Source organism: Fusobacterium sp., assembly GCF_029258315.1.
Classification (GTDB): Bacteria; Fusobacteriota; Fusobacteriia; order Fusobacteriales; family Fusobacteriaceae; genus Fusobacterium_B.
This window is the reverse complement of record NZ_JARHZE010000119.1, coordinates 1-13,841: the sequence shown is the minus strand read 5'-3', so window position 1 is coordinate 13,841 and position 13,841 is coordinate 1. Positions and strand designations below refer to the sequence as shown.

The following is a 13,841-nucleotide window of genomic DNA, read 5'->3' as shown; positions in this document are numbered from 1 at the left end:
TAAAACTCTTGAGTTTTATTGTAGAATTTGATAAGATTAGAGTATTAAATAAAAGTTTAACTAAAGGGTAGAAGGAATTTTATGAGTAAAAAAGTTTTTATTTTTGGGAGAATTATACTTAGTGGAATTTTAAGTTGGTGTATTTGTTTTTCTCTTATAAGTCATAGTGAAATAATTATAGAAAAAGAATTTCTTACTAGTATAAAATCTAAGATAGTTAGATTTGAAAGACATATACAAGAGGATTTAAGTGTAGCGGAGATATTAGGAATAAGTTCATTTGAAGATGGTAAAATAAATTTTAAAAAGAATGCTGAAATAGTTTCTAGTATGATGAGAGAGATGAAGGGAGCTAAACTTATTTCTAGAACAGGTGAGGATGTAGGAAGTTATCCAAGTGATTTTTCTCTTGATAGAAATAATCTATTAAAAGAAATAGAACATATGAGATTAACAGGAAAACCGCTTTTTTCTAAACAAATTTTTAGTATAAAAAAGAAAAATTATTTTATATTTCAATCTCCGATTTATATAGAATTAGAGGAGAAAAAAATATTTTGGGGAATTTCTAGGATTGTAGTTCCTTTTGAAAAATTTCTAGAGAGAGTAAATTTTCATGATAATGACTATGATGTAAATTTTAGATTGGAAAGAATAATGGAAACAACAGATAGCATACTTCTACATAAAGAAGAGCATCCATTAAAGAAGAAGTATAAAACTGTAATAATTGATGAAAAATATATTTTATCATATGATTATTCTATAAATAATTTAATAAAAAATTATATGATAATCATATATTGTTTGGGATTTTTTGTTATTTATTTTTTATTAGGAATGTACAAAAAAATAAAAGAGTCTAAAAAAACAAAAGAAGATAAAACTATATTAGAATGTGTTAAAATTTTACAGACACCAATTGATGCGAATAAAAAGATTAGTGATTTTTTAAAAGAAATAGGGGAATTTTTACAGTGTGAAAGAACTTATATTTTTTCAATAAATGAGGAAACGATAAATCTAGAGTATGAATGGCACACAGAAAATAGTTATTCTTTAGAGGATAGATGTAAAGTTTTATCAGCAAGTAAATTTCAAAAAATAGTTGATGTTCTAAATAAAGAAGAAATTGTTAATGTAAATAACAATAGGGCAAAAGATTTTTTTCTTAGTTCTTTAAAAAAAGAACTTTTAAATGACACAATAAATTCGATAATATTTGTAGCTCTTAAAAATACTCAAAATGAAATTATAGGATTGTTTGGAGCAACAAATATAAAAAATAAAGAATTAGCATCTTCAGAACAAATTATAAAATTATTTTCATTATTTTTAGGAAATACAATAAGACAATTAAAGCAAAGAGAATATTTAGAGAAATTAAGTTATAAAGATGATTTAACAAAGGTAAAAAATAGAAATGGATATATTATGAGTTTGGAAAGAATATCTTATTCAATGCCACATAATTTAGGGGTAATCTTTATAGATATTAACAATTTAAAAGTTATAAATGATACTTTAGGACATGTTCAAGGAGATGAAGCTATAAAAGATATATCTCAAAAGATTAGTCATTATTTTTCTAGTGAGGAGATATATAGAATAGGTGGAGATGAGTTTGTAGTTATTTGTGAAAATATTACAAAGGAAAAATTTGAAGAAAAATTAAAAAAACTTACTTTTGAATTGAATGAAGATAAAAAAAGGGTTGCTATCGGTTCAACTTGGGATAAAGATGGTAAAAAAGTTATATCTATGGTAGAAAAAGCAGATAGATTGATGTATGAGGATAAAAAAAGAAGTAAGATAAATCAAAAATATTCCAAAGAAGTATCGGAAAATTAATAAAAATATTTTTAGCGATTATAAAGAGTACAATAATTTGTGGAGAGAAATCTATATTATGTACTCTTTTTTTAATGGATTATGAATATTAAATTATAGAGAGGCTGAAGAATTTTTATAAAATAGATTGGAAGAGAAGGCAGAAAATTTTAAAATTTATCAGGATATTTTTTTCATTTTGAAAAAAATTTTAAAAGAATTTAAACTTTTTAAAAAATCTTATCGTCATAGTGGTGTAAGTAAAAAAGATAGTTCTATTTTGAAAGTTTAGAATTATTTTAATAAATTATCAATATATTTGCCTGTAATAAAGGAGGTAAAATATGAATCCAAATATTTTTACAGAAAATTCAGCTTTAGCAATAAATGAGGCTAGAGCACTGGCTATAAAATATAGTCAATCAAGTATTAAACCAGAAATCTTGGCATTGGCACTTCTTACTAATAAAGAAGGACTTATACCAAGAATAATGGAGAAAATGAACTTAAATACTGATACTTTAATAAGAGAATTACAAAATGAAATAGAAAGATTTCCAAAAGTATCAGGAGATAATAATGTAGGCTTAGATACTGCTACAAATAAAGTTTTAATAAAAGCAGAAGAAGAAATGAAGAGAATGGGAGATTCTTATATAAGTGTAGAACATATATTTATTTCTTTATTAGAAGAAAGTAGAAGTTTACAAAATCTAGGAATAGATTTAAATAAATTTAAAGAGGCAGTAAAAGCAATAAGAGGAAATCAAAAAGTAGATTCACAAAATCCAGAATCGAAATATGAAGTTTTAGAAAAATATGCAAGAGATTTAGTTGAACTTGCTCGTGAAGGGAAAATAGACCCTATTATAGGAAGAGATACAGAGATTAGAAGAACAATTCAAATAATTTCAAGAAGAACGAAAAATAATCCTATATTAATTGGAGAGCCTGGAGTAGGTAAAACAGCAATAGCAGAGGGAATTGCCCAAAGAATATTAAATGGAGATGTTCCTGAAAATCTAAAAAATAAAAAAGTATTCTCTTTGGATATGGGAGCTTTAATAGCTGGAGCAAAATACAGAGGAGAGTTTGAAGAAAGATTAAAAGCTGTATTAAAAGAAGTTCAAGAATCAAATGGAAATATAATTCTATTTATTGATGAGATTCATACAATAGTTGGAGCAGGAAAAACAGACGGAGCTATGGATGCTGGTAACTTATTAAAACCAATGCTTGCAAGAGGAGAGGTTAAAGTAATAGGTGCTACTACAATAGATGAATATAGAAAATATATAGAAAAAGACCCAGCTCTAGAAAGAAGATTCCAAATTGTAATGGTAGATGAACCTAGTGTTGAAGATACAATTTCAGTTCTTAGAGGACTTAAAGAAAAATATGAAGTTTATCATGGAATAAGAATAAGTGATGGGGCTATTGTATCAGCAGCAGTATTGAGTGATAGATATATTTCTGATAGATTTTTACCAGATAAGGCTATTGACTTAATAGACGAAGCAGCTGCAATGATAAGAACAGAGATAGATTCAATGCCAAGTGAGTTAGATGAGCTTACAAGAAAATCAATGCAGTTAGAAATAGAAAGAGAAGCTTTGAAAAAAGAAGAAGATGACGCTTCTAAAGAAAGATTAGTTATTCTTGAAAAAGAGTTAGCAGAAATAAACTCTAAAAAATCTATTTTAAAATCTCAATGGGATGTTGAAAAAGAGGGAGTTGAAAAGGTTAAAAAATTAAAAGCTGATATAGACAAAACTAAACTAGAAATAGAAAAAGCTGAGAGAGATTATGATCTTAATAAACTTGCAGAATTAAAATATGGAAAGCTTGCTAGTCTTGAAAAAGAATTAAAAACTCAACAAGAAGCAATTGAAAGTAAATTTAGTCATTCTTTATTAAAATTAGAAGTAACTGATGTGGAGATCGCTGATATAGTTTCTAAATGGACTGGAATTCCAGTTAATAAATTAGTTGAAAGTGAAAAGGAAAAAATATTAAATCTTGAAAATTCTTTAAATCAAAGAGTAATAGGACAAGAAGAAGCAGTAAAACTTGTATCAGATACTATTTTAAGAGCAAGAGCTGGATTAAAAGATAGCAGAAGACCTATTGGATCATTTATTTTCTTAGGACCAACTGGTGTAGGTAAAACTTATCTTGCAAAATCTCTAGCTTATAATTTATTTGATGATGAAGATAATATTGTAAGAATAGATATGAGTGAGTATATGGATAAGTTTTCAGTTACTAGACTTATAGGAGCACCTCCAGGATATGTAGGATATGAAGAGGGAGGACAACTAACAGAAGCTGTAAGAAGAAAACCTTATTCAGTAATCTTATTTGATGAGATTGAAAAAGCTCACCCAGATGTATTTAATACTTTCCTACAAATATTAGATGATGGTAGACTTACTGATGGTCAAGGTAGAGTAGTTGATTTTAAGAATACTTTAATTATAATGACATCAAATATAGGAAGTAGTTTAATATTAGAGGATCCTAATTTAAGTCCAGAAACAAGAGAAAAAGTTATGCAAATAATGAAACAATCATTTAAACCTGAATTTTTAAACAGAATAGATGATATAATTGTATTCAAGAGTTTAGGACTAGAGTCAATTAGAAATATTGTAAAATCTTTATTAAAAGATACAAAAGAAAAATTAAAAGAAAGACATATTACAATAGAATTTTCAGATAAAGTGATAGATTATTTAGCTACAAATGCCTATGAACCACAATATGGAGCAAGACCATTAAAAAGATTTATTCAAAAAGAGGTTGAAACAGCTTTAGCTAAGAAAATTTTATCAAATGAAATAAAAGATAAGAGTGAAGTTCTAGTGGATATTGAAAATGATAATATTATTTTTAAAGTAAAAGAATAAAAATATAAAACTGGCTTGAAATTTTCAAGTCAGTTTTTTTTAGAAAATATTAAAATAAAAAAGTACGATTTTACTCGTACTTAAAATTAATTATTTTTCAATATCTTCAATCATATTATGATTTTTTAAATAATTAGCTAGATAAACAAAAGGTGTATCACATACAGCAACTACAAATTTAATAACATAGCTTGAAATAAAAATCTCTTTTAAAGTATCAAAAGAATAGATACCATAGAAAGCGATAGCTGTAAAAATAAGATTGTCTAAGATTTGACTTATCATAGTACTAGCATTATTTCTTATCCAGATATGTTTAGTATGTGGGAATTTTTTTCTCCAAAACTCATAGGCTATAATATCATGAGATTGAGAGAATAAATAAGCACATAAAGACGCAAACATAAGTCTTGGCATAAAATCAAAAATATTTTTAACTGCCTCAAACATAACAATTCCCTCTTCCATAGGAACGAAAGAAACTGCTATTTTCATTATAAGAGATGTAGAAATTAGTGAGAAGAAACCAATATACACAGCTTTTTGAGCTGATTTTTTCCCGTAATTTTCTGCTAAAATATCTGTGACTAAAAATCCACCAGCATAAAGAATATTTCCTAAAGTTGTATTAAGTCCAAAAAGATTTACTAAAAGTACAACTTGAATATTAGCAAGGATTGTAGAAATAGGAATCCAAGCATAAAGCCCTATCTTTCCAAATTTTTTATAAATAAGAATGATGCTTAAAAAATTTACAATTAACATTAATCCCCAAAGTAGTTCGTTTCTCATTTTTCCTCCTAAAATTTATTGTTCAAAAACACCTAAATCTTTGTTATCAATCAAAAGTTCTACTCTGCCATCGTTGGTTAAATGATGATACTTCTTTACAAACCATTCTACTAACTCTTTGTCTCTTTTAACAACAGTTCCATTATCAATAAAAATATTGATAGTGATATTTTTAAAATATTTAAGTCCAAGTTCGATATCTTTGTCTATCATCTCTTTAGTTTGTCCCTTTGTACAAACTAAAAGGCAAACAGAATAAAGTTTTTCTCCAAGAGAAATTAGATCTTTTTCATTTAAAGAAAAATTTTTGTTATAACAATTAATTCTAAAATCATTGTCAAAAGTTTCTAATCCCATTCTAAATCTAATTTCTATCCCTTTAAAATACTCTCTTATTTTATCAAGTAGGTTAATATATCCGTAATAGATTTCAAAATAAAGAATTTTTATATTTTTTTCAATAACAATTTTTTTGATTTCTGCTAAAGTATTTGGAGTAATCTCAAATACAGAACCAGAATTTATAACCTCTAATACACCAAATTCACCTGTGATATTTTTTAAAACTTCTAAATTGATCTTATCAATTTCCTCGATATTTGTAGAATTATCTTCAATATAATTGCAGAAGCTACATTTTCCATATCTACAAGGTAGACTCTTTAGTAAAACAATTTCTCTTTGATGTTTATCAGTGATTTTATTATAACGTATTCCCATTTTTTTCCTTTCATAACAAAAAATAAAAAAAGCAGGTGAGACTGCTTTCTACAAAAAATATTAGATGACAAAAAGTAACCTAGTTTTTTATAGATGGTTTAACTGTGCAGAACATCTTTTAATAACATATTAAATTTTTGAAATTTTGACAATATTTAGTATAACTTTTTTTTTAAAATTTGTCAACACTAATATTAAAAAAAATAAGAAAAGATGGTATAATATATATAAATCCTAATTAAAGAGAGGAAAATATATGGATAAGAAAAAATTAGTTGAAAGTTTAATAAATAAAAAAGAATATGAAGTTGTTTTAGAAATTTTATTGGATATAGAAAAGCAGGAAACAGAACCAAATTATTGGTTGTATTGTAATCTTGGTTGGGTTTTAGGAAGGTTAGATAGAAGATTAGAAGCCATAGAATATTTAAAAAAAGCAGAGGGAATGGGTGTATATGATGAAAATGGCTGGCTTTGTTGTGAACTAGCTTGGAACTATGGTGGAATAGGAAAACATAGATTAGCTGAATATTATTTAAAACAGTCAAAAAAATTAGGAAGAGATGACAGTTGGCAAAATTCAGAACTTGGGTGGAATCTGGGAAGACAGGAAAAATATGAGGAAGGACTTTATTATTTAAAAAAATCTGAAGAGAGCGGAAGATGTGATTACTGGTTAAATACAGAGATAGGATTTGTATATGAAAATCTTGAAAATTATAAAGAGGCTATAAGTTATTATAAGGTTGCAAAAATTTATAAAAAAGATGATATGTGGGTATATTCACATCTAGGATATTGCTATGAAAGAATAAATGATTTGGAAAATGCTTTAGAGAATTTTTTATTATCTGAAGAGCTAGGAAGAGATGATATTTGGCTTTATTTTCAACTAGCTTGGTGCTATGGAAAAAAATTTAATCATAAGGAAGCGATTAAATATTTAGTGAGGGCTAAGAGAAAAGGAAGAGATGATTTCTGGCTTAATTGTGAATTAGGTTGGAACTTCGGAAAATTAAGAAAGCATAGAAAGGCAGTTACACTTTTGATGAAGGCTTTTGAGTTAAATGGTAAAACTGATGGTTGGCTTGAAAGTGAAATTGGTTGGAATTTAGGTAGAATGGGATTACATAAAGAGGCTTTAAAACATCTTGAAAGTTCATTACAAAAAGAGGGATTTGATAAAAGTTGGGTAATGGAAGAGATCGGTTGGAATTTAGCAAAGCTTGGAAAATATGAAAGAGCTCTTAAAATATATGAAGAGATAAGGAAGAAAAATCCAACAGAAGAAAATGAAAAGAATGTTGAGATATTAAAAAAATTAATAGAATTAAAATAAGAGGAGATGAATTTCATCTCCTCTTAAACTATTAGTTAGCTTTTGGTTCTTCAGTTGAAGTTTCAGGTTGTTTCATATCTTCAGCTTTAGGAATAGGTCTTCCAAACATCCAATCAAGATGTCTTCTAAGTCCTAATAAATCTAATTCAACCTCTCCAACTTTTAATTTGTTATTTTCAGGAATAGTTATATATCCATCTTCTACTGGTACATTAGGATCTAAACTATGTTGAATTTTTATTTTTTCTTCAAGTCCAACAGGTTGGAATTCAGTTTTTATAACTCTTATAACAGTATCATCAGCTAAGATTTTATTAATTTCATCTTGAGTGAATGGTCTTTGAGGTGGATAATCTGCTATAAATAAAGTGTGTTCAGACATAAATTTATATTTATTATCAGGTAATTTTTCAAACACTTCAATTGTATATTTTCCTCTGGTAGGGATTAAGAATTTATCAAGATCTAATATTTTTTTACCAACACCAAATGGATCTACCATAGGTTGAAATTCCCCTTTAGTTATTAAATCTCCTTCTGGTCCGTTTAATCTAACTTCAAAAAGAGTTGGTTTTATAATTTCTTCTATTGTTAATATTATAGACATATGTTGCATAGGGATTGGGAACATTGGTTGAATCATATTGTCAAATATTCCTAAAGCATCAACAGCTCCTCCTAATTGTGGATTCATTTGTGCTCTGTGTGCAACAACAACACTTCTAACTTTCATAATTTTCCTCCTATTTCTTTTTAGTAAAATACTTTACTTTTTATATAATAACATATTTAAATGGAATATTAAATAGTTTTATTTAAAAAAGATTATTTTTTTCTAAAAGCGATATAATCTGTAAGTTCTATCAACAATTTTCCTTTTTCTTCTGAAAAATTTTCCTTAATAATTTCTTTTGCTTCATTAACTATATCCTCTAATAATTTTTTACTTTCATCAAGTCCAATAAGAGATGGATAAGTTGCTTTGTTTAGTTCAGCATCACTTCCAATAGGTTTACCTAAAGTTTCAAAGTCCCCTTCAATATCAAGAATATCATCTTTTATTTGGAAAGCTAAACCAATTAAATCAGCATATTTTTCTAATTTTTCTCTTATCTCTTTAGATACTTCGCTTATTACACATCCAATTTCAATCGGAAGTCTTAAAAGTTTTCCTGTTTTATTTTTATGGATATATTTTAAAGTTTCCATATCTATTTTTTTATTTTCACTTTCAATATCTATCATCTGTCCACCAATCATTCCGTTAATACCAGCATAACTAGATGTAAGTCTTATAATCTCGACAATTTTTTCAGGAGAAAGTAAAGGAAGATTTTTTTCAGTTAAAATATAGAAAGCATGAGTAAGAAGAGCATCTCCTATTAATATCCCTTCAGCCTCTCCAAACTTTTTATGAGTTGTAAGTTTTCCTCTTCTATAATCATCATTATCTAAAGCAGGTAAATCATCGTGAACCAATGAATAAGAGTGAATCATCTCAAGGGCAGCAGCACTAGGAACTCCAAATTTTTCATCCTTATTAAAAAGATCTAAAATCATAAATAAAAGAATAGGTCTTATTCTTTTACCACCATTTAAAACAGCATATTTCATTCCTTCAGCTATTTGAGTTGGATAAGATAATTCATTCAAAAAAGAATCTAAATTTTTTTCAATAAATAGTTTTTTTTCATCTAAAAAAGGTTTAAGCATTTTCATCCTCCATAAAATTTTCCATTTTTATCTGATCATCATCTTTTGAAATTTTTAGTAGTTTTCCTTCAGCGGTATCAAGAATTTCTTTGGCTGTTTGTATGTACTTCATTGCCTTTTCGTACTCTTTTATGGATTCTTCAAGGCTTAAGTTGCCATTTTCTAAATTTGATATAATTTCATCAATATTTTCTAAGTTTTTTTCAAATGAAGTCGATTTTTTCATAAAATTCCTCCACAATTTATACATAATTTAATCTATTAAATACATTTTAACAGAAAAGAGTTGTTTCTTCAATAAAATAAAAAAATTTTTTACTTTATATAGAACTTTTGTTATAATATAGTTATGGTAGAGAATATTAAAAAATATGAGGCAAATTGAAAGAATGAAAGTAAATATGAAGAAAATTAAAATAGCATTATTATTAACAAATTTAGGATTTTTAATTTGGAGTATTGTTCAAAAAAACCATTTATTAATTGTATCTTTAGTAACAAGTTTGGTTTATCTTCTATGGATATGTGGTAGATGGAAGAGAGTTAGGAAAAAACAAAATTTTATGATTAGATCAATAGCTAGTATAGATATAATCGTACTTTTGATGTTAATTTTATTTTTAAGGTTGTATAAAGTTCAAATTATAGATAATGCTAAATATAAAAAACTTATAAAAAAACAGGTGGAAAGTGTTTATACATTTAGAGGAAAAAGAGGAAGTATATATGATAGACAAGGAAGAGAGATTGCTTATGATATACATGTTTATGATATTATAATAGATCCATATATGCTTGATAAAACTAAGGAAACTAAAAAGATTATATCAGATCTTTTTACAACTCTTTCTTTGAAAAGAGATAAAAATAAATTTTTAGCAGAGCTTGAAAAAGATATCGAAAAAAAAAGAAGATATAAGCTTTTGGGAGTTGAGCTTAATAATGAAGAAAGAGCAAAAGTTGTAAAACTTATAAAAGATTATAAGCTTAGAGATAATGAAATTATTTTAAAAGAACAAGCTAAAAGAATCTATCCAAGAGGAGAGATATATCAAAATATTATTGGTGTAATGGGATTTGAAAAGGATTCAGATTTTTTAGTTGGAATAAATGGAATAGAAAAACAATATGAGGATTATTTAAAAGGAAAAGTTTTAAGAAAAAGAGTTTCAGCTGTAAAAAATAGAAGTTTTGCACTTCCAACAGCTAGAGAAAAATTTTCAGTTTCATCTAAAGGGAAAGATGTTTACTTGACACTTGAGGAAGATTTACAATATCTTTTAAATGATGAGATTAAAAAACAGTTTGAAGAAACAGATTCAGAAGAAGCTTATGGAATAATAGTTAATCCAAATACTGGAGAGATTTTAGCAATTTCTACTTTTAGAAAAGATGAATCAGTTGTTAGAAATCCGGTGTTTCAAAATCAGCTTGAGCCTGGTTCAATATTTAAACCAATAGTTGTAGCTGGTGCTATTGAAGATGGATATATTAATGAGGATTCAACTTTTGATGTTAAAGATGGGAGAATTACAAAATATAGACATACAATAAAGGAAGCTACAAGATCTATAAAAGGTATAATGAGTGTAAGAGATATACTTGCTAAATCTAGTAACGTAGGGATGGTTTTAATAAGTGACGAATTTACTAATGAGGTAATGGAAGGTTATCTTAAAAAATTTGGATTTTATAATAAAACAGGTGTAGATTTTCCATATGAGAAAGTTCCTTATCATATGCCTTTAAAAAAATGGGACGGATTGAAAAAAAATACAACAGCCTTTGGACAAGGTATAGTAGTAACACCAATTCAGATGATAATGGCATTTTCATCAGTTGTTAATGGAGGAATTTTATATAAACCATATTTAATGGAAAAAATAGTAGATAGTGAAACAGGAGCTATAATCAGAAGAAATACCCCAGAAGAAGTTCGTAGAACTATAAGTAAAGAAACATCAGAAAAAATGAAAGCTATGCTAGAAGATGTTGTTGCAAAAGGTGGAGGAGCAAGAGCAAAAGTTTCAGGATATAGAATAGGTGGAAAAACAGGAACAGCTCAGATAAGTGCTGGTAGAGGTGGATATTTAAGAAGTGATTATTTAACATCTTTCATAGGAGCTTTCCCAGCAGATAATCCCAAATATGTGGGACTTATCATGTTTTATAAACCAAGTAATGTAGCTAGAAAATTAGGAGGACTTATAGCAGCTCCAGTATTTTCAAATATTATAAAAAGACTTACAATAACAAGGGAAATTGTTGCAGATGATATATCTAAAATAAAAATTACTGAAACAGATATAGAAAATATAAATTATCAAACAACAAAAACTAAAATATATATAATGCCAGATATAAAAGGAAAAACAATGAGAGAGGTAGTAGATATATTTAGTGGAAATCAAATTGATTTAAAAATTACAGGAACAGGAAAGGTAAAAGAGTTTTATCCAGCCCCAGGTACAGAGTTATTCGAGGTAGAGGAAGTAAAAGTTATATTAGAGTAAAAGAAGAGGGTGAAAAATGAAATATTATAAATTGTTTGTAGATGGAACAAATTCTTTTTTTACTTATTTAGATAGGGAAGAGATTTATAACATAGGAGATAGAGTTTTAGTTAGCTTTAGAAATAGAGAAAGAGGAGCTTTAATAGTTCAAGAGGACAAAACAGAAAAATTTGATTTTAAGGTTTTGGAAATAAAAAGAAAACTTGAAAATGAAATTTCTCTTTCACCAAAATATATAGAGCTTTTATTATGGATAAGTAGCTATTATCTTTGTAATTTTTCTCAAGTTATTTCAGCAGCACTTCCAAAGGAATTAAAAATAAAATATGAAGAATTTTATAGATTGAATTTTCTAATTGATTTGAATGAATTAAAAGATGATGAAATTAAAATTATAAACTATTTAAGAGAAAAGATAAGTTTAACAAAGACAACTTTAAGGAAAAATTTTTCTCTTGAAGAGATAAAAGAATATTTAGAAATTAATTTAATAAGTTTTGAAGACGAAGAAAATAAAAAATTAAATTTTAATTACACTGAGTACGAATCTTATTTAGGAAGCGAAAAATATCAAAAAGTTTATGAGTATTTTTTACAGAGAAATAGATTTTCTAAAAAATCTTTAGAAGAAAAATTTGATAAAAAACTTATTGAAAGAGTTGTAAATAAGAATTATATTATTTTTGAGAAAAAAATTTTTGAAAGAGAGTTTGATTCTCAAGAAGAGATAAAAAAAATAATAACAGAAGATGTAAAACTTACAGAAAATCAAGAAAGTATAGTAAAAGATATTGAAAACAAAAATGAAAAATATTTTTTAATAAAAGGTATCACTGGAAGTGGAAAGACAGAAATATATATAAGACTTATTAAAAATAGTCTAAAAGAAAAAAAAGGAAGTATATTTTTGGTGCCAGAAATATCTCTTACACCTCAAATGAAGGAAAGATTTACTAGAGAGTTTGGGGATGAGGTAGCAGTTTTACATAGTAATATATCTGATAAGGAGAAACAAAAAGAGTGGCTCAATATAATAGAGGGAAAGAAAAAAGTAGTTTTAGGAGCTAGATCTGCAATTTTTGCTCCTGTAAAAGATTTGGCCTATATTATAATAGATGAAGAGCATGAAAATAGTTATAAGCAGGATACTAATCCAAGATATAATGCAAAGTATGTGGCTATAAAGAAAGCTATTTTAGAAAATTGTAAAATTGTGATGGGATCAGCTACCCCAGATATAGAGAGTTATTATCTTGGTAAAAAAAATCAATTTCAACTTGAGATTTTGGATAAAAGATATAATAATATTGAGTTGCCAGATATAGATATAGTTGATATGAAGAATGAAGAAAATAATTTTTTTAGTAAAGAGCTTTTAAAATCTATAAGGGATACTTTATTAAAAGGGGAACAGGTAATCTTACTTTTAAATAGAAAAGGTTATTCTACAATGATACAATGTAAAGACTGTGGGTATATAGAGGAGTGTGAACATTGTTCTATAAAACTTAGTTATTATGAGAGTACAAAAAAATTAAAATGTAATTATTGTGGAAGAGAGAGAAATTTTTATGGAAAATGTAGTAAATGTGGAAGCAAAAATCTACATTATGGTGGAAAAGGGACAGAACAGATTGAGGAAAAATTAAAAGAGATATTTGATGTTTCAATTATAAGAGTTGATTCTGAAACAGCTAGACAAAAAGATTTCTATGAAAAAACATATTTTGACTTTTTAAATAAAAAATATGATATAATGATAGGGACACAGATGATAGCGAAAGGTTTACATTTTCCAAATGTAACTTTAGTTGGAGTTATCAATGCTGATTTAATTTTAAGTTTCCCAGATTTTAGAGCCTCTGAAAAGACTTTTCAACTTATAACACAAGTTGCTGGAAGGGCTGGAAGAGGGGATAAAAAAGGAAAGGTTATAATCCAAACCTATCAACCAGAAAATTATGTTATGGAAAATATAAAAAATAGTGATTATGAAGCCTTTTATAATAAGGAGATTGAAATGAG

Annotated in this window: 10 protein-coding genes; 5 read left to right on the top strand and 5 right to left on the bottom strand. The window is 26.7% G+C overall.

The genetic code is table 11. The annotated features are described in order from the left end of the window. Positions 1-81 precede the first annotated feature (81 nt). Both Q1J48_RS07890 and clpB read left to right on the top strand, forming a co-directional pair. Positions 82-1,851, top strand: coding sequence for a sensor domain-containing diguanylate cyclase (locus Q1J48_RS07890; protein WP_300331144.1), 1,770 nt, complete (start codon positions 82-84; stop codon positions 1,849-1,851). A 323-nt stretch (positions 1,852-2,174) separates the two neighbouring features. After that, on the top strand, positions 2,175-4,739 hold the full coding sequence (clpB, locus tag Q1J48_RS07885) for an ATP-dependent chaperone ClpB (RefSeq protein WP_300331147.1): 2,565 nt from the start codon (positions 2,175-2,177) through the stop codon (positions 4,737-4,739). Positions 4,740-4,829: 90 nt separating this feature from the next. On the opposite strand, the gene Q1J48_RS07880 is transcribed toward clpB, so the two are convergent. Both Q1J48_RS07880 and Q1J48_RS07875 read right to left on the bottom strand, forming a co-directional pair. After that, positions 4,830-5,531, bottom strand: a complete 702-nt coding sequence (locus Q1J48_RS07880) for a queuosine precursor transporter (RefSeq protein WP_300331150.1) — start codon at positions 5,529-5,531, stop codon at positions 4,830-4,832. Positions 5,532-5,546: 15 nt separating this feature from the next. Then, on the bottom strand, positions 5,547-6,251 hold the full coding sequence (locus tag Q1J48_RS07875) for a radical SAM protein (RefSeq protein ID WP_300362490.1): 705 nt from the start codon (positions 6,249-6,251) through the stop codon (positions 5,547-5,549). Between the two features lie 256 nt (positions 6,252-6,507). On the opposite strand from Q1J48_RS07875, the gene Q1J48_RS07870 reads away from it, so the two are divergent. Then, positions 6,508-7,590, top strand: a complete 1,083-nt coding sequence (locus tag Q1J48_RS07870; RefSeq protein WP_300362488.1) for a tetratricopeptide repeat protein — start codon at positions 6,508-6,510, stop codon at positions 7,588-7,590. A 31-nt stretch (positions 7,591-7,621) separates the two neighbouring features. Here the strand turns inward: Q1J48_RS07870 and Q1J48_RS07865 are convergent, their stop codons facing one another. From Q1J48_RS07865 to xseB, 3 genes are all read right to left on the bottom strand, one after another. Further along, complete coding sequence (locus Q1J48_RS07865; protein ID WP_300331158.1) at positions 7,622-8,323, bottom strand: hypothetical protein; 702 nt, start codon at positions 8,321-8,323, stop codon at positions 7,622-7,624. 92 nt (positions 8,324-8,415) lie between these two features. Next, a complete protein-coding gene (locus tag Q1J48_RS07860; protein WP_498040976.1) occupies positions 8,416-9,309 on the bottom strand; it encodes a polyprenyl synthetase family protein in 894 nt (297 codons plus the stop codon). Continuing rightward, positions 9,296-9,529 carry an exodeoxyribonuclease VII small subunit gene (xseB, locus tag Q1J48_RS07855; protein ID WP_300331163.1) on the bottom strand — a complete coding sequence of 78 codons (234 nt, stop codon included), beginning with the start codon at positions 9,527-9,529 and terminating at the stop codon, positions 9,296-9,298. The genes Q1J48_RS07860 and xseB overlap by 14 nt, the downstream gene beginning before the upstream one ends. Before the next feature lie 175 nt (positions 9,530-9,704). On the opposite strand from xseB, the gene Q1J48_RS07850 reads away from it, so the two are divergent. Together Q1J48_RS07850 and priA are read left to right on the top strand one after the other, a co-directional pair. Then, the gene (locus Q1J48_RS07850) at positions 9,705-11,816 is read left to right on the top strand and encodes a PASTA domain-containing penicillin-binding protein (protein ID WP_300331166.1); all 2,112 of its coding nucleotides are present in this window, start codon (positions 9,705-9,707) and stop codon (positions 11,814-11,816) included. 16 nt (positions 11,817-11,832) lie between these two features. Further along, a partial coding sequence (gene priA / locus Q1J48_RS07845) for a replication restart helicase PriA (RefSeq protein WP_300362482.1) occupies positions 11,833-13,841 on the top strand: 2,009 nt, incomplete at its 3' end.

Bases quoted from the DNA above. Each gene is read 5' to 3' on its own strand.
- Q1J48_RS07890 (WP_300331144.1), top strand. From the start codon at position 82: ATGAGTAAAAAAGTTTTTATTTTTGGGAGAATTATACTTAGTGGAATT.
- Q1J48_RS07860 (WP_498040976.1), bottom strand. From the start codon at position 9,309: ATGAAAATGCTTAAACCTTTTTTAGATGAAAAAAAACTATTTATTGAA.
- Q1J48_RS07850 (WP_300331166.1), top strand. From the start codon at position 9,705: ATGAAGAAAATTAAAATAGCATTATTATTAACAAATTTAGGATTTTTA.
- clpB (WP_300331147.1), top strand. From the start codon at position 2,175: ATGAATCCAAATATTTTTACAGAAAATTCAGCTTTAGCAATAAATGAG.
- Q1J48_RS07870 (WP_300362488.1), top strand. From the start codon at position 6,508: ATGGATAAGAAAAAATTAGTTGAAAGTTTAATAAATAAAAAAGAATAT.
- Q1J48_RS07880 (WP_300331150.1), bottom strand. From the start codon at position 5,531: ATGAGAAACGAACTACTTTGGGGATTAATGTTAATTGTAAATTTTTTA.
- Q1J48_RS07865 (WP_300331158.1), bottom strand. From the start codon at position 8,323: ATGAAAGTTAGAAGTGTTGTTGTTGCACACAGAGCACAAATGAATCCA.
- xseB (WP_300331163.1), bottom strand. From the start codon at position 9,529: ATGAAAAAATCGACTTCATTTGAAAAAAACTTAGAAAATATTGATGAA.
- Q1J48_RS07875 (WP_300362490.1), bottom strand. From the start codon at position 6,251: ATGGGAATACGTTATAATAAAATCACTGATAAACATCAAAGAGAAATT.